Origin of the sequence: Moorena sp. SIOASIH, from assembly GCF_010671925.1 — a bacterium.
Classification (GTDB): domain Bacteria; phylum Cyanobacteriota; class Cyanobacteriia; order Cyanobacteriales; family Coleofasciculaceae; genus Moorena.
In genome coordinates this window covers 860283-884498 of the sequence record NZ_JAAHIH010000001.1, presented here as the reverse complement: position 1 = coordinate 884498, position 24216 = coordinate 860283, and the positions used below count along the sequence as shown (strand labels likewise).

The following is a 24216-nucleotide window of genomic DNA, read 5'->3' as shown; positions in this document are numbered from 1 at the left end:
TTTTAATTTTAAAATAATCAGGGATTAATTATTAGATAATACCTCCGGTTCCCAATTCCAAATTACATAACCTTTATCGATATGAGTAATTACTATTTTATCCAGGTGATCAGCTACCTTAGACAAGATACTGATAAGTTTTTCTTGAGTTTTTTCTAATCGTAAAAAACTGTAGTATTGACCATCAACCTTAATGGCTAATAAGCGTCTGCTTAAATGAGGTACGTTAATCCAGCAGATTTGGTAATCCTGACGGGATTTAATAATATGACTGGAGGATAATTCCAAATCCTGAAGGAGAGCAAGAGCAGGAACAGGGGAAGCTCCGAGTTGAACTGAATTATTGTTTTGGGATTCAGGGTAAAACTTGAGTTGGTTGGCATTTACAGCCATCTCTCTAGTTTTAGCTACTCTATTCCGTTTAAACTCAATAACATTATTGCTATCAACAACACCATGGGGTTGTTGAACAGCAAACGATTGAGTGTTAGGAGGAGTTAGTCCTCGATACCTGACCCAATCATCGGTCTGGGTAAGAGCTATTGCTGAAACATCCGGTTGGTATTCTGGAACATCTGGTTGATCCTCTGGTTCCGATTCGCCTTGGTTGAGGGATTTGATGTCCTGGAGGAGTTGTCTCTTTTTTTCTGTGACTGATGCTTGGTATTTTTGCCATTGCCTTCCCACTTCAACAGTGAGAAGGCCACTTAACACACTCACTAGGATGGCAGAGCCAAGATAAGGAATTGCCAAATCCTTATGGTCTTCATGGAAGATGGGTTTAAGTTCGAGGCTGAAAAACGGTTTGATTCCAACTTCGATGGGTTTTGATTTGTTGAAAACAAACGGTAAGGTCAAACTGGAAAATATAGTGCTGGAGATAACTACAGCTGGTAGTAAGATATTGATTAAGTGATAATTGGTCATCTTTAACCGCTGCAAGCAAGAAATTGGGTAAAGGGATGCAGAGGTGCGACCCGTGATGGCGAGGGATTGCTCGCCATCACGGAAAGCGCACCTAAGCGGTCTTGGGATAAACCCCTACTCACGCTTTGCATCAAGAGATGGAGCTTGAATCTCCAACAAATGGAGCCTGACTCAAGCTTTACGATAGGGATTGTTCAATTGCGGTAGTCTTGCTGCTTACTGAAGAGGGCGGCTTTGTTGCTAGCAAATCGCCTCAAAGCAGGTGATTAAATCGAGATCAGAAGATAGGTTCGACATTATAGCATTGAATACCAATTCTGGTATGTGGGGTTTGACCCACCAACTAATTTTAGCAGGGGTCTCTTAGAATATGTCAATTAATATGTCAATTTAATATATCTTAATATTTCAAGGCCAGAGCAAGAGTCCTCAGCTTAGGCCCTACGCACATGCTGCCCTTACCAGCACTGACCAGGGCATTGCTGACTATCGTTTGGGATATCAAGTAGAGTTGGGTCAGTTACAAATTACCCATGACCCATTACCAATTACCGATTACCTTTAATCATTCCACAATTGGGGAACGCTTTATTTTGCTCTAATTCTTTGCAAAACAGTAATGCCTAACAGCAAAATGATACCCCCTGTGGTGGCATAGATCACCGTAGGAGTCATACCTTGCAGTTTCATCGCTAACCAGTTAGACACTAAGGCAATGCCCCAAAGGATAAGGGCAACATAGCGCTGGGAGAAACCAAAGGCTAGCAAGCGGTGATGTAGGTGGTCTTTACCTGGGGTAGTTAGAGGGTTTTTACCATTCATCAACCGTCGCACAAATACCTGAGTAGTATCTAGGACTGGCAATAGCAAAAATACTACTGGGGGGACTAGGGCAAATACCGTAGTCACTTTCAAAGACCCTAAAATGCTGCTGGCAGCTAGTACATAGCCGAAAAAGTACGCACCTGCATCTCCCATAATAATGTGGGAAGGATGGAAGTTATGGCGCAAAAAGCCAAGAGCTGATCCCCCTAGGGCTGCCAGAAGCAACGTTGCTGCCGCACGACTGGGAAACTGAGCGGAAACCGCTAACAGGCTCATAGCAGTAATAAAGCTGACACCTGCTGCTAAACCATCCATCCCATCCATAAGGTTAATGGCATTAGTAATACCCACAACCCATAGAACCGTAAGTAACATGGAGAGTTGGACATCAATCGGAGTCCCAAAGGTGGCTTTAATCCCTGCACCACTAGCCACTAACAACAGGGCAGCAATAATTTGAACCGACAAGCGTACATAGGCAGGCAAACCAAATTGATCATCAATAAAGCCTACCAGTACCAGAACCGAGCCCCCCAGGAGAATAGTCAGAACTTGAGCTAACACCCCTTCGATGACAATCGGTCTCAGGAGGGTAGCTAGTACCAGTGCAGCTACCACTCCGGTATAGATAGCTAAGCCTCCTGCATTAGGTAAGGGTTCTTGGTTCAGCCGCCGAGCATTGGGTTGGTCAGCCCAACCAACCTCCAAGGCAAATGAGCGTAAAGTTGGCATCAAGCATCTAGTCACTGCCCATGCCAATCCGAAAGTTAATATGACTGCCAGCCAGCCACTTCCCCTAGGGTTGGCAATTCCGAGGGACTCTAGGAAGCTGTACACATCTATCTCCCAAGTCACGTCCACACTGCAAAATTGTAATCGCTATGGATAATATTAAGCTCATCTTGTAAATAAGGTACATGGGTAGAAGCACATCAGCAGGAAAAAGCGATTAGCACTTAGGGTAATGGTAACCATTCAGCCGTCAGTTAATGCGCTACTTGAGGTGCTACTTGAGGTGCTAATGCCCTGCGCGCAGGCTACTTGAGGTGTTAGCAGGCGCTTTAACTGCACGGGGTGGGTACAGAAAAACGAGCATGGATTTTCAACCAGCCGTACCAGCACCCCCCAACTTTTTTACTACCGACTGTTGATTAGCTGACGGCTGACCGCTGATAGCTGAATGCTTACGGGATTAGGGGTTAGGGCTTTGGATTTTCCTCCTGAACTAACTCAATGTACTGACTATCGATCAGAAATGCTCCTCTAGAAAAGCGAACACCCCAGTATCCTCCTGGACGTCGGTCGAGGATTACTCCCTCTTCCCCAACTTTAATCACATCAGGAGGTCGCAGCATGGGCATTGGTTCAGCAGTTTTGACGTAGCGTGGTAATGTAATTACTCTTACGCGATCGCCAACGTTAAAGTCTTTAGACATTGGTCAGTCAAAAAAGGTTATGGGGTTGAAGGTTATGGGGTTGAAGGTTATGGGGTTGAAGGTTGAAGGTTATGGGGTTGAAGGTTGAAGGTTATGGGGTTGAAGGTTGAAGGTTATGGGGTTGAAGGTTATGGGGTTGAAGGTTGAAGGTTATGGGGTTGAAGGTTATGGGGTTGAAGGTTGAAGGTTATGGGGTTGAAGGTTGAAGGTTATGGGGTTGAAGGTTGAAGGTTATGGGGTTGGAGGTTGAAGGTTGTTTGGTTGAATGTTATTTGGTTGAATGTTGTTCTTGCCCAGGCGTCCCTTGTAGTATAGGTTGGAAGTTGTCTGGATTAACCTTCAACCTGTTAACCTTCAACCTGTTAACCTCCAACCTTCAACCGGCCAACCTTCAACCGGCCAACCTTCAACCGGCCAACCTGTTAACCTTCAACCTGTTAACCTTCAAGGGGCCAACCCTAGGGTGCTTGCCAAATACGCTGGTGGTATTTTTCCAAATCTTGATAGGGATCTGGGGTATTGTGATTATGCTGGTGAGAGTGGTGGTGGTGATGGTCATGCCCGTGGTGATGGTGGTGGGAGTGTCCGTTGTCAGCACCATTATCAATCGCTGCTAGCCGGAACTTACACATCTCACAATTCATCTGCACTTGCCCTAACTGAGCCTCGATTTCTCGGTCCCTGAGCACAGATAGCAGCTGAGGTTGAATCCCCATTTCTGGTAAACAGGTCAAGGGAACCTCTGGATAAAGTTTCTGCTGCTGAGCTGTGATCTCAAAAATCTTTTTTACTAAAGCCCCGGTAAATAGGAAGTAAGGAAGTACTATAATATGCTTAGGTTGGTAGAGTCGGGCGCGACGGAACCCTTCTTCTAACCGAGGATGGGTAATGCCAATAAAGCAGGTTTCCACAGTTTTATAGCCACTGCCTTCCCAGAGCATGCGAGCCATTTTGTAGACATCACCATTAGCATCAGGGTCACTCGACCCACGACCAACAAATAGAAGTACTGTGTCTTTTCTTAAGGGTAAAGGTTGTTTTGTGGAAGGTTCTAGATTGGAAGCTTGACCCTTCAATTGGCTAACGGGTAACTCTGCTTGGGGTTGGTCAAGTTTGGCAAGCCGTTGCCGCCATAAATCCAGAATTCCCGTAGTAATTCCAAAATGACGCCCGTAGTGAAACTTGACTTGGGGATATTTTGCCCTGGCCCGGTCTAACTCGTTAGTAACATCAAATTTATTGTGGCGAGCTGCAAACAGTAAAATCGGTAATACAGTGAGTTCTGTATAACCCTGCTGGACACAACTCTCTACTCCCTGTTGAATAGTTGGACCAGTCAGTTCTAAAAAACAAGGTACTACTGGTCGAGAATGGTTCAAGGTTTGATAGGTCTGGGCAAAATCAAGGAAAGTCTGACGCCCATCGGGGTCTCTAGTGCCGTGACCAACCATTAATAAAGGGCGTTTTAGCGGTAGGGGAGATAGGGACAATGACTCATCTGTGACATCGATCTTCATACTTCATCCTTGATCATTCATAGCTCATACTTCTACGTCATACTGACATACTTATTAAAGTAATTAAGGGGCAATTTAGTGGTAGGCAGGTTAAGGACAATGACTCAGAGGTAACATCGATCTTGCTCCTCCTACAAAAAAGCTCATCAAAGTTACTTATCATTTAGCAAAACTATAATAATACCCATCCTGACGATGGACACATTGAATGTAGTTGCGAGATGCGCTGTTGACCTTCTTGGAGACACCGTGATCAGCCCCGATTAGATCAAAATTTCCTTTGGCTCTGACGGTCTTGATGCGAACCCCTTTTAATCCAGCATTCTTCCCAGCTACCACATTAACGATATCCCCGGTTTTCCATCCCTTCACAGGATGCTTGGGTTTGTACCCTTTGCGAGGAAAGCCGTATTTGTCCATCTGTATTACCTGACGACAACCGTGACCCATCGCTTTGATTAAAAGAGGCTGTCTGGTTACAATCTTCAATGTGGCCACTTCCCCGACACAGGCGGCATCCACCCAATGACCCTTGGGTAATCCCAGCTTGATACGGTTGTACTTGGTTCTGGCACCAGTTCCTACTGCTACGGACAATCCAGTTTCTTTCAAGCAAAGGTAAAGTTGCCAACGGGTGGAGTTGACCGCCGCCGCATCTAATAGTGGTTGCTTTGCTCTACCTAAAATCCGCTTTAGGACATGGGGTTTCCCCGATAAAAAATCCCGAGCATCAAGATTTCCTTTGGCCTGATTACACCGATGGCAGGCTAGGGTGAGGTTATTGACACGATTCGTTCCCCCCTTGGATTTTGGGATTATGTGTTCCACCTCTAGCTTGACAGACTTCGCCCCACAGTAGACACATTGGCGACCCCATTTCTGATACAAGTACTCCCGCACTTCATAGCCCATCAGCTCCCCCTGTTGATACTCTATGCCAGATATTTCCGGATTTTGGAGCTTTTGGGTATCAAAGCGGACTAGCTCCTGGGATATCGAACCAATGGCGGTGAGTTTCATCAATCTCAGCACCCAGGTCATAGTGGTTGCCACTCTGTGTTGTAGGCTCGGAGCCAACCAACCTTCTGGGCGTTTCCGGTTGTTGAAACGTGGCTTTCGGTAACGGCATTTCCTCTTTCTACGGGAACGGCGAACCCCTCGACGATAGTCGAGAGCTGATTTGATTTTGGAGCCACGATGTTCGATTTCAGCAGACCACACCACCTGATTACTGTACACAACAGCTAGACCAGTAATCTTGGAGCCAGGATCGATCTTGAGGGACATCGGTTTAGCTGAGCCGTCTACCTGCTTTTTCAAGATGATTGTGAAAGGGTAACGGCGATATACAGCCGCCTTCCCAGCCGTCAACAGCTTCCTGGCGGTAACGGGACGGCAGGGGTTGAGGGGTTTATGGCTTGCATCTAAAACAAAGACGTAATTACACATGGTTTTGTGTTTACTCCCGTTGAGGGTAAAGTGTGCCTCGCTCGGCTATCAAAGCTTGTTAGGCTTCTGACACTGGCTTCACTAAATTAACTCATCACCTGTTTAATCAGAAGCGATAGAGCCTGGAGCTGGCGAGCACCCCAGGGTATCGTGACCTTGATAGCGTTTACCATTTGCGGTGCGACCCCGGTCGGGTTTCCCGACAAGCGTGAAAGCGCACCAACAGAGGTGAGCTTGACCAATCTGAAAACTCAGGGAAAACCCGATTTGATCAGGTTTGCTGAGGTTTAGTAATTGGTCACCAAGTTCAAGAATGAGGGAGCCATTACTATTGATAGCGATCGCCACATTATCCTAAAGCACGACAGCTTTACAAATGTAGCGGATTGGTGATAGCATTCTCAAATTAACAGATATCTTGGGCTGAAACCAGAAAAGCGCGCCATAAAGTAAGTTAGCTATTCGGCTGATGTGGCGTTGCAGCCCCGATTAAGTCCTCAAACCTACTCCCTAGGGGAGAGCTTCAATGTGCGCTAGTTCAGCCCATCTATCTGGAATGCTGATCACTTGTGTTCTTCAGGAGTAAGAGGCCTGTCTCTCGAAGCGATTTCAATTCCACCAGCAAACGGTCAACGACCAGCACGATTGGTCGTAGCGTTACACGGTTGGGGTGCTAATGCTCAAGCTGTGGCATCTCTAGTGCCATCGTTAAACTTGCCCAATACCCAATTTTTGATTCCCGATGCTCCTTTTAGTCACCCTCAGGTAAATGGTGGCAGAATGTGGTACGACTTGGCAAGAGACGACTATCGGGGATTAGAAGAAAGCGAAGAGCGCTTGACCTACTGGCTCAATTCTCTCCAAGGTTTTACAGGTATTCCCCTATCTTCGACGATTTTGTGTGGCTTTTCTCAAGGTGGGGCAATGGCTCTGGATGTAGGGTTAACCTTACCCCTGGCAGGTTTAGCCTCCTTGAGTGGCTATATGCATCGAACCCCTCAAAAGGTTGATTCATCGTTGCCGTCCATTTTAATTGTGCATGGTAGACAAGATACGGTTGTTCCTTTAAGTGCTGCTCACCGCTTACGAGATTATTTGCTCAACTTGGGAGCAGCAGTGCAGTACAGAGAATTAGATATGGGTCATGAGATTTCATTAGAGCTTTTAGAATTGCTCCGGGAATTTATTTTCTTAAATAGATAATTAACAGAGAGAGATGGTCAATATACTAACTTCTCTGGAATACCTTTAAAATAGAAATAACATTATAAAAAACATTATAAAAATCCAAAAAGCCGAAAACATCGTGTCTTTAGACCGAGGATGAAGGCTCACAGCGGCTAAAGCCGCCGTGAGAAAAATATTTTAGGGAAATCAGGAATTTTAGTTTGAGTGTTGTAGAATAAAATAGAGAGCAGTTGAGGTCGAAACTGATGATCATTTTGGAGTTCAAGGCAAAAGGCAAAAAACATCAATTCGCAAGAAAGCGGTTAATAGATTAGGGAGACAACATCTCAAAATAAGTAGGCAACGTGTTGGCGTAGCCTGCGCGAAGCGCATAGAACACGCCAAGAGACTGGCGCGTTGCGTAGTTCGGTCTAACGACTTGATCGCTTACGTTCGCGAAGCGTGCCGTAAGGCAAGATTTGAGAGTCAAGAATCTGGCAAAGAACCATTGTCTTGCTAAGTCTATTAACGATGCAGGTTGGTATCAATTTAGGAAATGGATGGAGCACTTTGGCACCAAGTTTGGCAAGATAACTATTGCAGTTAATCCTGCCTATACAAGCCAAAATTGCTCTAATTGTGGCGAAGTTGTTAAAAAATCCCTATCAACTAGAACTCACGCCTGTAAGTGTGGATGTCAATTGGATAGAGATCATAACGCCGCGATTCGGCGAAGCCGACGCTACGCGAACAACATCCTTAAACAAGCCTTGGGTACGGCGGGGCACGTCGGAACCTGGATCTTAAATCCAAACGCTTTGGGAGATTTGACCTCTACTTTTCCTGGTTCCGGCCTGGTTGAGCAAGTCGAGTCTGCGAACAAAGAATCCCCGTGTCTTTAGACCGGGGAGTGTCAACGCCCTGGTGCATTAGTTGAGCAGCTAGACAATCCTACCAGGGTTAGTGGTGAATCGGTTTTACCTGGTTTTGTGCTGACGATGGCAGAAATTTGGCAAGAGTAAGTGCAGATAAATTCAATGAACTGTGTTAAGTTCCGATACTTTTTAGCTACCAAAATCTACAAATCAGATTAAGGCTCACTAATGCAAGCTGGATTTTGCCAGCCAGGGGGTATCTCCCAAGGCATTACCCGGACTATGCCCGGCTTAGCGCATAAATTTGATTCCACTATTGACAAAAAACGCAACCCTTAAACCCTTGGTTTTCGGCTTTAATGTAAGTCGCAAAGTATCTCTAATGAAACTGAATCTATGTTTAAAGTCTAACACATCTTTGGAGATAGTGCAACATTCTTGGAGAAAATCCTTAACAGTTGCCAGCCCTTGTAGTCGCTCAAACCCTTGCTGTTAAAGCTTCCCCATTCCCTGTGCCTTGGTCTGATCAGTAATTCAGAGGCACAATAGTGGTGCTCAAACCATAACTACTGAGTAATTTCAGAACCCGATCAATATTTTCCAGGGTTGTGAACAATCCCGCTTGCATCACAGTTCTTCCTTCAAAGGAGGTCAGGAAAGAATCGGGAATTAGCGATCGCATTAAATCTTGTTGCTGCTCACTCTCAGCATTTACCAAAATCCGGTAACCCCGACTGGGTAGAGCTGAAGTAGGATTATTCCCTGGAGGTACCCTTTGTTGCCAGTTTGATTGGGTAGTTGTAGAAAACACTGGAATTGAGCTACCTGAATTAGAGCTAGCACTAGTATTTTGATTACTAGTATTTTGATTACTAGTATTTTGATTACTAGTATTTTGATTACTAGTATTTTGATTAACCGGTGTACTGATCTGACTAGACATTGACACCATAACGTCAACGTCCTCAGTCGAGGGTGCTTCCGGTGTTGGTTTTGAGCTGTCACTTGACGCATCAATCACTTCCTGTGACGGTGAAGCCGGAGCAAAACTGCTAGAATCCTCTCCTGGTTTGGGTGGAGATGTTGGTTCCTCAAAAGAGGACTGCTCCTGGTTTTGAATAACTTTCAGAGTTAGGGGTGTCAGGGGTTCAGAATGTGAACGTTGAGTCCTAGGATCAGAAGGCTGTTGGGTTTCAGAGGTTTCCTGACTCTGAGTTTGGGATCTTGCTGCTGGTCTAGAAGATTCAGTACTGGCAGAATTATTTAGTGCTGCGTCTTTGCCGATGTTATCAGTCGAGGTAGATGGCTGAGACTCCAAACTCGATGGAACGGGAAATGAAGCTGCTGAGACCTGAGCAGATGTAGGTTCCTTTGTAGGTTCCTTCTCGGCAGGTGGTTGGGATGGAACGACTTGGCTGGGGGTGGTTGGATTCTCCTGAGAATTAGGCTTAGTCTTCTGTGAGTGATTAGAGTTTTCTGCCATGACAACGGCTTGGTTGTCAGAAGCATCAGGAGCACTAGCTGGTTTACTAACAGCTGGTTTACTAACAGCTGGTTTACTAACAGCTGGTGTTTCAACCTCCGACTCTTGAATGATATCGTTTTCAGTTTCCCCTGAATTAACCTCACTGTTAGTTTCCTCTTCTAGCTGATTACCAAAAGCGATCACAGTAGGCTCAGAGTCCTGATTGTTAATATCAAACCGCCCATTCCCTCGAAATATATTGTTTAATTTATTGTTTAATGTATTGTTTGTTGATTCTGGTGAATTTCCCCAATCCGGATTAGCTCCCACCTTGAGGACTAATCCATCCAGTTGGGAATTTTCAATGAGGTTATTCTGGAAAAATGGTTGAGCATTGGTTTCAACCACTACCCCATTTCTATTGCCAGTGATGCGATTATTAACGATATGGGGTGCAACGTTTTCGGCAATCAGAATTCCTAAGTCATTATTTTCAAATACATTGTCATCCACTTGAGTGTTTGAGGTTCCGTAAATGCTGAGGCCATTGCCTTTATTTTTGTAGAAGTAGTTACTGCGAATTGTTGGTGTACTATTTCCCTCCACAGCAATCCCGCTTTTGCTATTCCCAGTTAAGGTATTGTCTTCCACTAAAACCGAACCGACTTCCAGCCACAAACCATAACCTTCTGGATTAGTATTGTTAAGGGTTACGCCAGAAATAATTGTTTGGTCAGCACCTACGATTAGGACATCGTGACTAGCAGCCGTGGCACTAACAAAGGTACCACCGCCGCGAATCACCACATCGTGACCTCTAGTGCGGGGATTGCCCTGTAGCTTGATACCGGGTTTCAGAAGTAGGGGGAAGGTTTCACCCATGTCACTGCTGTAGATACCCCTAGAGAGTACAATCACAGTATTGGGCTGGGCAGCTTGTAGCGCCTGAGTGATAGTTTTCAACGGTGAATCCTGGGTGCCATTACCACTACTGTCGTTTCCGGTAACTGGGTTTACAAACAAAAATTTTCTTTCTATGGTACGATCCAGGTTCCTTCCCCTATCATCCTGAGTTGATTGGGCTAAAGCTGTGGTTCCTCCTAATCCTAGTGGCACCATTCTTGAAGGGATAGCTTGGCTGAAGACGCTAAAGGTCAATCCCAGCAAAATCGTTGTCACTGGTAACCCAAGATCAAAGGGTCTAGGCTGATGTTGGTGATGTTGGTGATGGCAGTGGGAATGATTGGCCTTTTGCCACGCTACGGGATTGGCCTTGGGCCACGCTACGGGATTGGAAATAGTTAATTCTATGGTGTTAATTCTGATCAAACTCATGGCTGTTCTCCTTTAGTCCAATGTTCATGGAATTTGACATAACAGTTGAGTTGAATGTCAAGCTTGATCGTATCCATAAACTAGGATATTTGTAATCTATTTGTAATCATTTATCACTTGAAATGTGTCCGTTGCTAAAGGTTACTGACCACAGAAACAAGCTTTCCATCCACTGTTAGGATAGATAATAATGGAGTAGTTAGTAATGGATGACCAACACAGCGGCATTATGGGTCAAAAATCGGCGATTTGCCGAATTTTGGATGCAAATTTAGACCGAGCTAGAGAAGGCTTGCGAATTATTGAGGAGTGGTGCCGCTTTGGTCTCAACAGCGCCCAGATGGCTGGGGAGTGCAAGGAAATGCGCCAGGAATTAGCCCGTTGGCACAGCTCAGAAATCAGGATCTTCCGAGATACCTCAGGTGATCCAGGGACTGGACTAACTCATCCCCAGGAAGAACGACGTTCGAGCATTCAGCAGCTTTTACAGGCTAATTTGTGTCGGGTGCAAGAAGCACTACGGGTGTTGGAAGAATATGGTAAGCTATACGATGCTCAGATGGGTATCGCCTTTAAGCAGATGCGCTATCGGGTTTACAGCCTGGAAAGCAATTTACTGGGATATCAGCGTCATCAGTTGCTAGAGCGATCGCATCTCTACTTGATTACATCCTTGTCAGACCAGTGGTTTGCCAAAGTAGAGGCTGCCCTCCAAGGTGGACTAACTTTGGTACAGTACCGGGAAAAACAAGCAGATGATGGGGACAAACTGGCTGATGCTCAGAAACTGTGCCAGCTGTGCCATCACTACGGTGCTTTGTTTATTATGAATGACCGGGTAGATTTAGCTCTGGCAGTGGAGGCTGATGGGGTTCATATCGGACAACAAGATGTACCAATTTCCTTAGCACGGCAGCTACTCGGCTCCCAGCGTATCATTGGTTGCTCGACTACTAACCCTGATGAACTACACCGGGCAATTGCTGAAGGAGCAGATTATATTGGTGTTGGACCGGTCTATGAAACCCCTACTAAACCGAGTAAGCCAGCTGCTGGTTTGGATTATGTCAAGTATGCTAAAGAGCATGCTACAATTCCATGGTTTGCAATTGGGGGAATTGATCCAAACAATTTAAACTATGTCTTGGATGCCGGAGCTCAACGAGTGGCGGTTGTCCGGGGAATCATGGAGGCGGAACAACCAACTCTAGTGACTCAATATTTTCTGTCCCAGCTTAAACGAGAGCACACTCTTCGATCTCTTGAAGCTGGGGTTCCTAAACCCTAATGTCATAAAACTTGATAATAGTTAGAGGTGTTAGGTATTTAGTAATGGTGACTAATTTTTAACAGCTTGGTGGTGAATATTCATTGATGATTTCTAACAACACAACTCAAATTACCCTTGAAGTTAATGGTGAATCCCGTACCTGCTCTTGTGACACTAAACTACCCCAGCTATTAGAACAGCTAGGCTTAAATCCGCGCCTGGTGGCAGTAGAATATAATGGTGAAATTCTCCATCGGCAGTTTTGGAACCAGACTCAAATTCAGGAGGGAGACCAGCTCGAAATTGTCACGATTGTTGGCGGCGGTTGAATTCTCGGAGCCATTTGACAGTAAGCATTCAGCCTAATGGTATCAGCTATCAGCGTGTCGCGTATCAGCTATCAGCTATCAGCTTATGGGCATAGCGCATATGCTTTGATGGGCTTTTCCCGCTCGAACTATTAAATTCTCCCATTCGAGGTTTATTTTAAGCACCTCAAGTAGCGTGAGCTTTTAGCTCACGGCTGACAGCTGACGGCTGAATGCTTACATTTGAAAATCTTTCCATCAATCTTCTTGATGATGGGTATTTAACCGGACGTGATATCACCAAAGCTAACGGTCAAAAACAGTCAAACACATATTAACTCAGGAGTTAAACCTAGATTTTTGCATAACTGTCTAATCTCCTCTTCATAGATAGGGTTCATCACAATAACCAGATCAGGTTGGTAATCCTGGAGAAATTCTGGTGGAACAATTTCCTGTCCCGTTCCAGCAACGTACTTCCCCTGTTTGCGGGGATTGAGATCTACGATGTAATCAATCACATCTTGGCACTTGAGCAGATTCAAAAAAGTAACCCCTTTTGAGCCAGCACCCCATGCTACAGCTTTTTTCCCAGTTTGAGCGATGGTTGTCAGTTTGTGCTGCCAGCTTTCTAACTTCTCCTGAAACCTAGCGGTAAAGCTGGCAATATCCTGAGTCAATACCTCGATTTCATCCGGTTTTCCATAGGTGTTGGGGATTTCCCCATGGACTGGCTTTGCTTCCAGGCACAGGAACTGACCACCAAACGCCTCCTTGATTTCACTAACTTGAAACCCAGCATTGGCAAAAGCTTGCCCTAGAGAAGAGGGGGCGAAATAGCAGCAGTGTTCATAGATAATGTCCCACACCGCTAGATTGCGAAAGGTATCTAAGGCGTTGGGGACTTCAAAGAAAACAACGGTATTAAGGCGAGAACCGATGGCCTGTCGCAGTGGCTTGAGCAAATCTGCGGGATTGGAAATGTGCTCTAGGGTGTGCCGACAACAAATTAGATCCGCTTGATACTCTTGGTAGACCTGTGAATAGAAATCTTGAACAAACTTGACTTGAGTCTGGAGTTGTTGATGCTCTGACCTAGGAACATAGCTGGGGTCAAAACCTACTCCTCGGTTATTACCTAGTTCACACAGGCTTATAAGAAAATCCCCTTTGCCACAACCAATTTCAATAATGTTTTTATTGTAGAGATTGTGGCGCTTAACCAATCCAGCGGCAAGGGATTGGGCATAGTCCTGAAATCGGGCAGAGTAGTGTAAGGAGTTTTCATAGTCCTGGGAATAACCCAATTTAGTAGAGTCAAAGGCTAGGTTGCTAATAAAACCACAGCTAGGACAGAACCCTAGTTTGATATCTCCCTTGGGACAGTTTTGAGCAGTTTGACGCGATCGCCACAGGAGATTACAGTAAACTGGCACCGCCAACATCTCAAAAAACACATCTAAATCGGCAGAGGCACATACAGGACAGTGGTGGTTAGATAACGTGTTCATTTCAAGTTTTAACTCCATTAGACTAGTACAGGGAAAGCAAAGCCAGCTATAGATTCGAGTATCTTGCCCCTATTAATTGCCACTCTTAATTGCCAATGGCGATACCTTTGAACTAAACTTGGGTCAGATCACCCTTTCGAGAGTTTTCAGTGTCGGGATTTCACTAGCGATCGCATTACCAATCTCCAAAGAAGCCGTAGCACCAGGAGAGGGAGCGTTACACACATGCATTGCTAATGGACCATTGACAATTAAAAAATCATCCACCAGCTTGCCATCATTTTTCAAGGCTTGAGCTCTGACCCCAGCATGGGTGGGAACTAAGTCATCTGCTTGGATTTCAGGAATCAGCCGTTGCAAACTCTTAACAAACGCAGCTTTACTGAAGGAGCGGATGATTTCCTGAATCCCTGCGTCTCCATGTTTGACAGCTAGTTTCCAGAAACCGGGATAGGTCATGACTTCCACAAAATCTCGCAAGTCAAAATCAGTCTTTCGATAGCCTTCCCGCTTGAAACTGAGTACAGCATTGGGTCCAGCATGGACACTGCCATCAATCATGCGGGTGAAATGAACCCCTAGGAAAGGAAAATTCGGATTAGGAACTGGATAAATTAGGTGCTTGACTAGGTAGCGTTTCTCTGGCTTGAGTTCATAGTACTCACCCCGGAAAGGAACGATTTTAGCTGGAGGCTCAGCATCACCCAACTTAGCAATGCGATCGCTATGTAGTCCAGCACAGTTGATCACAAAGCGAGTGGGATAGTCACCATTGTTGGTTTCCAGTACTAAACCATCCCCAGTTTCCAGGATCTTTTCAACCTTAGTATTGAGACGTAAATCCCCTCCCTGGACACAAACCAGTTCAACGTATTTTTCACAGACCTGCTTGTAGTTTACTATCCCAGTCGAATAAACCCGAATTCCAGCTAAACAGCGCACATGGGGTTCAATTTCCTTAACCTCTTCACCAGTAATCTTGGCAATCTCTATACCATTTTCCAAACCCCTTTGGTAAAGACTATCCAGCAATGGTAGTTCTTCTGGTTCAGTTGCTACAATCACTTTGCCGCAGACTTCATAATCAATGCCATGCTTTTGGCAGAATGCCACCATCGAGCGGTTTCCTTCGTAACAAAACCTAGCCTTGAAACTCCCTGGTTTGTAGTAGATTCCAGAATGAATCACACCACTGTTATTGCCAGTTTGGTGATCAGCCCAACTGCTCTCTTTTTCCAGTACCAGAATTTTGGCATCTGGATAACGTTGACCCAATGCCATGGCTGTGGATAAGCCAATGATTCCTCCTCCAATAATCGCCAAGTCGTACATGTTGATTTTTCTTACTAAAACTATTAAGGTTAATTTTTAAAGTTGAAGGTTTAAGGTTTAAGGTTGAAGGTTTAAGTTTAAAAGTTAACCGCCTCCCTTAGAAAGGGATAATAAGGGTAAATATACCGTTTATCATACTTACTTATGAAGTACATTCAATTTTATTACCGCTACTCCCTACTCCCTACTCTCTACTCCCTACTCCCTACTCCCTACTCCCTACTCCCTAAAACCCAGGACAAGGTACCTCAGCCAATTGATAACTGCTATACACTAATTTTATTGGTTAAAAAAAATTTTCTTAAAAAGTCTTTATCAGTGATATTCAGAGCTTGTGCAGTTGCTAATATCAAATTTTTTGCCATCCTGAGCCAGCCCCATAATAACAACCATTTTGTCATTTGTATGTAGCAATATAGTCTTTCATCCCAGCTCAGTTTAACCCGATTAATAGAAGCGATAAACTCTAGGAAAAGCCGCCATACTGGGAAAACAATCTTGTCTATCTTAGCTGGGTCATACCAAGCTGTTCGTTTACTATTAGTAGGATTGGCTTCCATAGCCCTTTTATTATGAAATCTGCGCCAGAAAAGATACTCAGGAACTTCATAAAATTGACCTAATAGAGCCAACTCTCCGATCAGAACTAAATCCGAACCAAAGTAAGATCCGATTAGTGGTGTCTGACTCAGAGTACTCTTCCGAATCAATCCAAAAATTGGGCTAATTTTATCCCGTCCACCAGGAATATGAAATAAAACATCAAGAAAGCGTTGATAGCGTTCATCGGGTTTTGGGGAATTAAGATTCAGGTCATCAGAATAATTCTGATTGATCGGTTTTGCTTGTGTATCAATGATAAGTGTCCGAGGATAACATAAAACCACTGAAGGCATCCGATTAAGCACCTCAATGCAGCGCTCTAGATAGTCTGGTGCACAAGCATCATCATGAGCTGCCCACTTAAAATACTCACCTCTAGACAATTCAAAAACACGATTGTAATTGTAGGCACCACCAAGATTTTTTTGATTCCGGTAGTAATGGATCCGCTGGTCTTGAGCAGCGTATGCCCGACAAATTTCCTCAGTGTTATCCGTGGATGCATTATTTGAGATGATTAGTTCAAAATCCTCAAATGTCTGAGATAAAATTCCCTCTATAGCATCTTTAATAAAATTCGCACCATTATAAACATGCATGCCAATACTGACTAGGGGAGAAGACTTGGGCATTATTTTTTTACCTCTCTTGATATCAGGATAGTAATCTAGGTACTTCTCTCCAGCTCCGCAAGCATCAGAAGTCCCCCTGCCGACCACAACTAATTGCGCGCAAACCTTTCGGTCGCAAGATTTGCGCCCCTACAACTGATTGGTGTTTCACTGATTGGAGAAGCGCTATCAACACGCTTACAATTAATTAATCCTCAAAAATTTTGGGTAAGCCTATTCACTTCCCATACTTTTTTTGTAAGCATTCAGCTGTCAGCCGTCAGCCGTCAGCTTATTTTATTCAAAAGCACCTCAAGTACCGTGGCCAAAGACCTTTGGCTGATAGCTGATACGCGACACGCTGATAACTGATAACTGATAACTGATAGCTGATACGCGACACGCTGATAGCTGTTGGCGTAGCCTGCGCGTAGCGCATATGCTTACCTTTTTTGTACCATAAAAATTCTTGGGCTATTTGCCATTTTGCCCTAAAGGGGCGACCAAAAAAGAAACATTGACAAATAACAAACACTCTTTTGCCTGCAAGCATCCAACCCTTCGGTTATTGCTAAACTTAAGCATTCAGCTTATGCGCATTGCCCATGGGCGCACGCTACGCGAACGGCGCACGCTACTTGATGTGCCAAAGGCCAACGGCTGACCGCTGAGCGCTGAGCGCTGACGGCTAAACTTTACTGGGTGCTTTCTGATGGAAAAATTTTTTCCAAGTCTGGGCAGAAAAAACATAGTTCCCAAGTACACCTAAACAGCGAATACGTTCCTGCCAGTTCAACGGAGCCTGAAATACTGCCCTGAAAAATTCAATCGAATTCCGAGGTCGCAGGAATTTCGGTCCCATAGAGGCTTTGGTATCGATCCAAACCTCCCGCTCCTGAGCCGATAGCCGACTTGACTGGTCTGAATGGCAGCGCCGGAAAAAGAGGGGTTCAGGAATTTCTTTCAAGGGCCCGATCAGGCTTAGTTGAGTCAGCAACAGCCGATCTGAACCGTAGTAGGATGAAATCAATGAGGTTTTTCTTAGGGCATCCGTGCGGATCAGTCCGAAAACCTCCAAGCACCAGAAATCCGAAATTGCTGCCTGAAAACGTTCATGGGGTTTCTCTGAATCTAGGTTCCCTACCGACTTCGCTTCCCACCACTTTTGTCCATCAGGCTTGGTGAATATTGTTCTTGGGTATGACAAAATCACCGTCGGGTCATTGTCAAGCACCTCTAGGCAGCGAGCTAAGAAAGAGGGGGCACAAACATCGTCATCAGCTGCCCACTTAAAGTATTCACCTCTAGCCAACTCAACGGTACGATTGTAGTTTGGGGCAGCACCTAGATTGTCTTGATTGCGGTAGTAATAAATGCGTTTGTCCTTAGCCTGATACTCCCGGCAAATCTCCTCAGTTGCGTCAGTCGAGCAGTTATCTGAAATGATCAACTCGAAATCTTCAAAGGTCTGAGTCAAAATTGAATCTAATGCTTCCCTGAGGAATTCTTCGCCGTTGTAGACCGGTAATCCAATGCTTAAGCGGGGTTGATCAGCAATCATTTGAACATTTTTTCACATAAACCGATTTGGTTAACGTATGTAAGTATTCAGCTATCAGCTATCAGCTATCAGCTATCAGCTATCAGCTGATAGCTGACGGCTGAATGCTTACCTCATAACTAATGACTGATGTTTATAGAGATATAACCTCTGTAGTTACTCCCATCCTATCCAACATTTGCTGAATTTCATGACAATATATGGAATTCATGACAATCACCTGATCGGGTTTGTATTCCTTCAAAAACTCTGGTGCCATAATTTCTTTACCAACGCCAGGGATAAATTTCCCATGACGATGAGGATTAATGTCTACCACGTATTCAATTTTGTCTGTGGTATCAAGAGTGGTTAGAAAAGCCACACACTTGGAACCCGAACCCCAAACTACAACACGCTTGCCTTGAGCATGCATCTGCTCTAAGTGCTGCTTCCAATTGTCCAGCTTCTTACTAATCTCGTTGGTGAAGTGTTTGACATGCTGGGTCAGTTGCTCAAGACTTTCTTCCAGAGGATGTACTTTGTCAGATGCTATAGTGACAGGTCGGGTTTCAATTAACAGATATTGTTCACCATAAGCTCGATACAGGTCAGTCACTTCAAAGCCACAGTCACGGAATAATCGCGCTAGGGATCCAGGGGTGAAATAGGAGCAGTGTTCGTAGTAAATGTCTTCAAAGGCTAAGTCTTTGAGTACTCGTATGGTATCTGGTATCTCAAAGACCACAACGGTATTGAGGCGATCGCCAATGGAGCGGCGCACGGTACTAATAAACTCAGCGGTAGGATAAATATGCTCTAGGGTATGGCGACAACAGATAAAATCACCCACATACTCAGCATAGCGCTCTGAGTAATAGTCTTGAATAAAGATAACCCGGTCAGCGGCTTTACTCTGGACTCGTCCTAGTACAGCAGACGGGTCAATACCAACACCGCGATTGTTACCTAATTCGCACAGCAGCAAGAGGAAATCTCCTTTGCTACAACCAATTTCTACAATGTCTTTGTCATGAAGGTCGTATTTGTCGATCAGATGATTGGCTAGATCAAGGGCAAACTGATTGAAGGTTGGGGAAAAACTCTGTTGGTCTTCATAATTGGGGGCGTAAGCTGACCACCTAGGGTCAAATGACACGTTAGTGATGAAACCGCAATCTTCACAAAACCCCAAAACCACATCACCGCAAGGGAAGTCTAGAGCTTCTTCCTCGGTTGACATCATTAAGCAACTGTGAACTGGTACGTTGTGTACTTCATAAAATAAGGACAATCCTTGGTTTCCACAGTTGGGACAGATATGTTCTGATAATGAAATCGGTTGTGTGTGAGCAAAATTTTTGGACAATGATTGTTGTATCATTTTGAGTAACTGTTTTATAATTTAAATGTGCTGTCATTAGGACTGGCTATACTAGTCGATTCTGTAAGCTCAATAAAAAAAAATTTTTGTATTTACTATTTTGCGTTCGCGTAGCGTGACCTACGGTCAATCGCATAATTCAAGCTTACGATCGCCAACACCAACGTTATCAAAACCTATAATTAGCAACGCATTGACTTGATAGTAAGCATTTGTAACTAGATCATTTAAAAATTACACACCATCTTAACTGTTCACCAATGGTAGTTCTAAATATCACCCAGATACTTTACGTTTTCTCCAACAACGAGCTGAATCAGATCCGCATTGGCGTGTGCGAGCAGCAGTTATGACAGAATTAATCTGTGGTTGGAAAAATGAACCTGGGATGTTTGAGTTTTTGTGCGTTCGCGCTGTCAATGATCCCTTTTCTCGCAAGCAGCGCCGGGAAGAAAACCCTCGGCAAATTGCCCTTACAGCAATCATTGATTACTATCAGAACCATCACCAAACTCTACTACTATTGCGAGACAGAGCAGAGCATGACTCAGATCAGAAAGTGCGCAAGTTCGCTAAGGGAAAATTGGCAAGTATCCGTACCCTTCCGCACTACGAGGTATGACAAAGCTGACTTAAATTATAGCATTTATAAAATAGGTGAGGTATACAAGTTTGGGGTAAGTATTCAGCGGTCAGTGGTCAGCGGTCAGTGGTCAGCGGTCAGCCGTTGGCCTTTGGCACATCAAGTAGTGTGCGCATAGCGCATAAGCTGAAAGATGAAAGCACCTCAAGTAGCGTGCGCGTAGCGCTAATCGCTGTTCGCTGATATCTGATAGCTGATAGCTGATAGCTGATAGCTGATAGCTGATAGCTGATATCTGATAGCTGATAGCTGATAGCTGATAGCTGATAGCTGATAGCTGATAGCTGATAGCTTACTTTGCTTAACCCTCAACCGTCAACTTGAAACAATCTTTGGTTGTGGAATCGGAATAATAAATTTACCTCCTTGTTGTCGATACTCTTCCTGTTGCTGCAAAATCTCATCAGCAAAATTCCAAGCTAGCAGCAAGACATAATCTGGTTTATCCTCTAACAGTTTTGATGGTGGGAAAATCGGTAAATGATTAATGCCCATGTAGCGACCATGTTTGAACGGATTTAAATCCACTACATAATCTACCAGGGTTTTATTAATCCCAAAATAACTGAGCAGAGTAGTTGCTTTAGCTGCTGCTCCATAGGCTGCTACCTTTTTACCCTGTTTCTTCAAATCCCAGAGGATATCCAGTAAAGAAAGCTTAATTTCCTGGACACGATTAGCAAAATCACGATAGTAATCAATGCGGTCAACTCCCCGCGCTACTTCTTCTGCTAATAGAGATTTTACAGATTCCTTAACCTGTTCCTTAGGTTCCACAAATAGGCGTAACGAACCTCCATGGATTGGAGTACGTTGGATGTCATTTAGGAATAAACCATGTTTCCTAAACAACCGATCCAAAGCAGTTACTGAAAAATAGCATAAGTGCTGATGGTAGATAGTGTCAAATTCACAGTGATCTACCAAGTCAACCACATAGGGGACTTCAATCACAGCTACACCAGTCTCTTTCAGCAGAACGCCAATCCCTGCTACAAAGCCATTCAGATCTGGCACATGAGCCAAGACATTGTTAGCAAGAAAAACATCAGCTTTCCGTCCTTGAGACTGTAGCTCTATTGCCAAATCTTTTGTAAAGAATGTACAAAGAGTAGGAATACCTGCTTTTTGGGCAGCTTCCGCAGGTCCAGAGGCTGGGTCGATTCCCAGCACCGGAATTCCTTTTTCAACAAATTTCTTGAGCATATAGCCATCATTACTAGCTGCTTCAATCACTAGACTGTTGCTATTGAGTTGTCTTGACTCAATGATGGCTTTGGCACTATCTCCAAAGTGTTTTAGTAACGATTTTGATACAGAAGAAAAATAGGGGTAGTCTCGACAAAATAGGATTTCAGGGGGTACACTTTCGGTGATTTGGACTAAACCACTGCTAGGAGAAAACGCCAGATCCAATGGAGCAGTATATTCAGGTTTATCTAACTGGTCTTTAGTAAGTAATCCATCAGCTAATGGGGTGTAACCGAAGGAAATAATTAACTCTAAGTCATCAGTGCTGTTAGCACGGCAAATAGGCATTGAATTAGACATTATTATTTTAATAATATGACTGTTAATTGTTAACTGTAAACTGTTGGCAATTAACGGTTAATCAGCAACAAAAAAATATTCATAACAATAGCAAAGTCAACTTTTTATTAAAGTTAACTAATTCTCCAGAGTGACTGCAACAAATTTTTCCGCCCTTTTGGTAATTGGTAATTGGTAATTATATTAGGATTACCGATTACCGATTACCGATTACCCAACAACTCCTAAACACTCATGGCTTGTATTTTAGGAGATGTAGGTAGGTGGGTACGCCAACGCAGGGTTTGATCTAATCTTCCAGTGCTAAGTAATTGTTTGATGTGAGCAATACGCTGATACCTTGGTCCTTCAAACTCTTCCAAGGTTAAGCCTACGGTTTGATAAGCCTGGTAGAGTTCTTGAGCTCCCCGACGGGCATTCCATTGGGGTTTGAATTTGGGTAATGTCCGAATAATCTTACTACAATCAACTCGATAACAGCGCTTATCGGGTCCAGCATCTTTAGCGTATTCAATTTCGCAGCCTGGGACTGTTTCTTTGACAATTTCCGCTAACTCTCGAATGCGATAGTTGTCCTCATTGCGTCCGACATTAAACGCTTGATTGTGTACCACCTCACGAGGTGCCTCCAACACCGCAATAAATGCTTGGGAAATATCTTCGATATGGACAATGGGACGCCAAGGGGTGCCATCGCTCTTGATATACACTTGACCCGTGGTAAATGCCCAAGCCACCAAGTTATTGAGTACTAGATCAAAGCGCAGACGGCGGGAAACACCGTAAGCGGTGGCATTGCGCAGAAAGATAGGACTAAAGTTATCGTCCGCTAACTGAGTAACATCTTGCTCAACACGAACTTTAGAAATGCCGTAAGGAGTGACAGGGTTGAAGGGTGATTCCTCAGTCAACCAGTCATCACCGCCAGCACCATAGTTACTACAGGATGATGAGAATACAAAGCGCTCAATGCCTGCGGCTTTGGCTAACTTAGCCAAATGAACTGAAGCAGCATAATTGATCTCATAGGTTAAGTCAGGATTCAGATTCCCCAGAGGATCGTTGGAAAGACCTGCTAAGTGGATTAGAGCATCAAATCCTTCTAGTTCTGTTGCGGTAACGTCACGGATATCCTTTTTTAGCTCTGGAATTTTTCGAATTCCTTCACCAAAGGTACTCTGTTCAAATAAGTCGCTATCAAGACCAAATACATCATACCCTTGAGCTAGTAGCATTGGCACCATGACTGTGCCGATGTAGCCCTTGTGACCAGTTACTAATACTCGCATTATTTTCCTCCCAAATTTTCCAAGGTGCATTGCCACTGTTCCACAGACTTTCTAACCTGCGCTTGTCCCGCAAGGTGTCCATGCATTGCCAGAATGAAGTGTGGTGATAAGCCATCAGTTGCCCATCTTTGGCGAGTCGCTCCAGTGGCGCTTTTTCCCACTGGGTGTCATCACCGTCGATATAATCAAAAACTCCCGGCTCTAAAACAAAGAAAGCACCGTTGATCCAGCCTTCTCGGGTTTGAGGCTTTTCAGAGAATTCCGTAATCTGGTTTCCATCTAGTTCTAAGTAACCAAAACGTGCAGGTGGACGTACTGCAGTTAAGGTAGCTAATTTGCCATGGGAGCGATGGAATTCCAGGAGCGCATTTAAATTGACATCAGAAACCCCATCTCCCCAAGTGAGCATAAATGTCTGATTGCCTACATAAGGAGCGAGGCGTTTGATCCGACCGCCTGTATTGGTGTGAATACCAGTATCGATGAGATCAACTGTCCAATCCGGTGCTCCACCACCGTGCTGGATGACTTTGCCATTGCTAAGGTTCACCGTTAAGTTACTATTAAGTGAACAATAGTCCACCATGTATTTTTTAATAACTTCTGCCTTATAGCCAAGGGCAATCACAAAATCTTGGAAGCCATAATGGTAATAATGCATCATGATATGCCAGAGGATTGGTCGCCCTCCGATTGCTACCATTGGCTTTGGTTTTGTGTCCGTTTCTTCCGCTAGGCGAGTACCGAGACCCCCGGCAAGAATTGCTACTTTCATATGAATCTTGAGAACCAAATAACTAACAACGAAATTACTAACAGGTTTTACTTCAACTCAATTACTATTTATTTGTCAATTAAGGGATGAATAAACCTATCGATGTATCCTATCAAATTCGGTTGACTAATTATCATAATTCCTGAGCGGGTAATTGGTAATTGGTAATTAGTAATTAGTAATTGTTAGTTGGTAGTTAGTAATTGGTAATTGCTAGTTGATGATTACTCATCACCTATTACTCATTACCAAAAATTCAGGGATTATTTGGAAAGTAATTAACCGGACTTGATATCATTCAGTATTTTTCATTAAAACCAAGTTCTACTTAGATCTGTTGCCAGATTGGCTTGAATTAAATTTAACAAAAATTTATTAATTAAATATTAAATATTGTGATTTT

Annotated in this window: 18 protein-coding genes and 1 pseudogene; 5 read left to right on the top strand and 14 right to left on the bottom strand. The window is 44.1% G+C overall.

Annotated features, from left to right (window positions below):
* Nucleotides 1–24 precede the first annotated feature (24 nt).
* The 5 genes from F6J90_RS03905 to iscB all read right to left on the bottom strand — a co-directional run bounded on the left by F6J90_RS03905 (nucleotide 25) and on the right by iscB (nucleotide 6154).
* Nucleotides 25–927 carry a TetR family transcriptional regulator gene (locus tag F6J90_RS03905; RefSeq protein WP_293091173.1) on the bottom strand — a complete coding sequence of 301 codons (903 nt, stop codon included), beginning with the start codon at nucleotides 925–927 and terminating at the stop codon, nucleotides 25–27.
* A 588-nt stretch (nucleotides 928–1515) separates the two neighbouring features.
* A complete protein-coding gene (locus tag F6J90_RS03900; RefSeq protein WP_293091172.1) occupies nucleotides 1516–2607 on the bottom strand; it encodes an MraY family glycosyltransferase in 1092 nt (363 codons plus the stop codon).
* A 344-nt stretch (nucleotides 2608–2951) separates the two neighbouring features.
* A complete protein-coding gene (gene sipA / locus F6J90_RS03895) occupies nucleotides 2952–3188 on the bottom strand; it encodes a regulatory protein SipA (RefSeq protein WP_293091171.1) in 237 nt (78 codons plus the stop codon).
* Between the two features lie 458 nt (nucleotides 3189–3646).
* Nucleotides 3647–4705, bottom strand: coding sequence for a sirohydrochlorin chelatase (locus tag F6J90_RS03890; protein WP_293091170.1), 1059 nt, complete (start codon nucleotides 4703–4705; stop codon nucleotides 3647–3649).
* Between the two features lie 159 nt (nucleotides 4706–4864).
* Nucleotides 4865–6154, bottom strand: coding sequence for an RNA-guided endonuclease IscB (iscB, locus tag F6J90_RS03885; RefSeq protein ID WP_293091169.1), 1290 nt, complete (start codon nucleotides 6152–6154; stop codon nucleotides 4865–4867).
* A 591-nt stretch (nucleotides 6155–6745) separates the two neighbouring features.
* Between iscB and F6J90_RS03880 the strand changes: the two genes are divergently transcribed.
* Complete coding sequence (locus tag F6J90_RS03880) at nucleotides 6746–7357, top strand: alpha/beta hydrolase (RefSeq protein ID WP_293091846.1); 612 nt, start codon at nucleotides 6746–6748, stop codon at nucleotides 7355–7357.
* 253 nt (nucleotides 7358–7610) lie between these two features.
* Nucleotides 7611–8223, top strand: a pseudogene (locus F6J90_RS03875) (transposase); the annotation flags it as partial.
* Between the two features lie 499 nt (nucleotides 8224–8722).
* On the opposite strand, the gene F6J90_RS03865 reads toward F6J90_RS03875, so the two are convergent.
* Nucleotides 8723–10996: a DUF1565 domain-containing protein gene (locus F6J90_RS03865; protein WP_293091168.1), complete on the bottom strand. Its 2274-nt coding sequence runs from the start codon at nucleotides 10994–10996 to the stop codon at nucleotides 8723–8725.
* A gap of 205 nt (nucleotides 10997–11201) precedes the next feature.
* Between F6J90_RS03865 and F6J90_RS03860 the strand changes: the two genes are divergently transcribed.
* A complete protein-coding gene (locus tag F6J90_RS03860) occupies nucleotides 11202–12284 on the top strand; it encodes a thiamine phosphate synthase (RefSeq protein ID WP_293091167.1) in 1083 nt (360 codons plus the stop codon).
* Between the two features lie 86 nt (nucleotides 12285–12370).
* The gene (gene thiS, locus F6J90_RS03855) at nucleotides 12371–12595 is read left to right on the top strand and encodes a sulfur carrier protein ThiS (RefSeq protein ID WP_293091166.1); all 225 of its coding nucleotides are present in this window, start codon (nucleotides 12371–12373) and stop codon (nucleotides 12593–12595) included.
* Between the two features lie 302 nt (nucleotides 12596–12897).
* On the opposite strand, the gene F6J90_RS03850 is transcribed toward thiS, so the two are convergent.
* The 5 genes from F6J90_RS03850 to F6J90_RS03830 all read right to left on the bottom strand — a co-directional run bounded on the left by F6J90_RS03850 (nucleotide 12898) and on the right by F6J90_RS03830 (nucleotide 19555).
* Entirely contained in the window at nucleotides 12898–14085 is a 1188-nt protein-coding gene (locus F6J90_RS03850; protein ID WP_293091165.1) for a class I SAM-dependent methyltransferase, read from the bottom strand.
* Nucleotides 14086–14208: 123 nt separating this feature from the next.
* On the bottom strand, nucleotides 14209–15417 hold the full coding sequence (gene lhgO / locus F6J90_RS03845) for an L-2-hydroxyglutarate oxidase (protein ID WP_293091164.1): 1209 nt from the start codon (nucleotides 15415–15417) through the stop codon (nucleotides 14209–14211).
* Between the two features lie 266 nt (nucleotides 15418–15683).
* Nucleotides 15684–16652, bottom strand: coding sequence for a glycosyltransferase family 2 protein (locus tag F6J90_RS03840; protein WP_293091163.1), 969 nt, complete (start codon nucleotides 16650–16652; stop codon nucleotides 15684–15686).
* Nucleotides 16653–17319: 667 nt separating this feature from the next.
* Nucleotides 17320–18192 (bottom strand): glycosyltransferase family A protein, encoded by an 873-nt coding sequence (locus F6J90_RS03835; RefSeq protein ID WP_293091162.1) that lies wholly within the window; start codon nucleotides 18190–18192, stop codon nucleotides 17320–17322.
* A gap of 133 nt (nucleotides 18193–18325) precedes the next feature.
* A complete protein-coding gene (locus F6J90_RS03830; RefSeq protein ID WP_293091161.1) occupies nucleotides 18326–19555 on the bottom strand; it encodes a class I SAM-dependent methyltransferase in 1230 nt (409 codons plus the stop codon).
* A gap of 349 nt (nucleotides 19556–19904) precedes the next feature.
* On the opposite strand from F6J90_RS03830, the gene F6J90_RS03825 reads away from it, so the two are divergent.
* Nucleotides 19905–20177 carry a hypothetical protein gene (locus tag F6J90_RS03825; protein ID WP_293091160.1) on the top strand — a complete coding sequence of 91 codons (273 nt, stop codon included), beginning with the start codon at nucleotides 19905–19907 and terminating at the stop codon, nucleotides 20175–20177.
* 336 nt (nucleotides 20178–20513) lie between these two features.
* Here F6J90_RS03825 and F6J90_RS03820 read toward each other — a convergent pair whose 3' ends face one another.
* From F6J90_RS03820 to rfbF, 3 genes are all read right to left on the bottom strand, one after another.
* Complete coding sequence (locus F6J90_RS03820; protein ID WP_293091159.1) at nucleotides 20514–21749, bottom strand: class I SAM-dependent methyltransferase; 1236 nt, start codon at nucleotides 21747–21749, stop codon at nucleotides 20514–20516.
* 224 nt (nucleotides 21750–21973) lie between these two features.
* On the bottom strand, nucleotides 21974–23038 hold the full coding sequence (locus F6J90_RS03815; RefSeq protein WP_293091158.1) for an SDR family oxidoreductase: 1065 nt from the start codon (nucleotides 23036–23038) through the stop codon (nucleotides 21974–21976).
* Nucleotides 22962–23813, bottom strand: a complete 852-nt coding sequence (rfbF, locus tag F6J90_RS03810) for a glucose-1-phosphate cytidylyltransferase (protein WP_293091157.1) — start codon at nucleotides 23811–23813, stop codon at nucleotides 22962–22964. Before rfbF ends, F6J90_RS03815 begins: the two co-directional genes overlap by 77 nt.
* Nucleotides 23814–24216 lie beyond the last annotated feature (403 nt).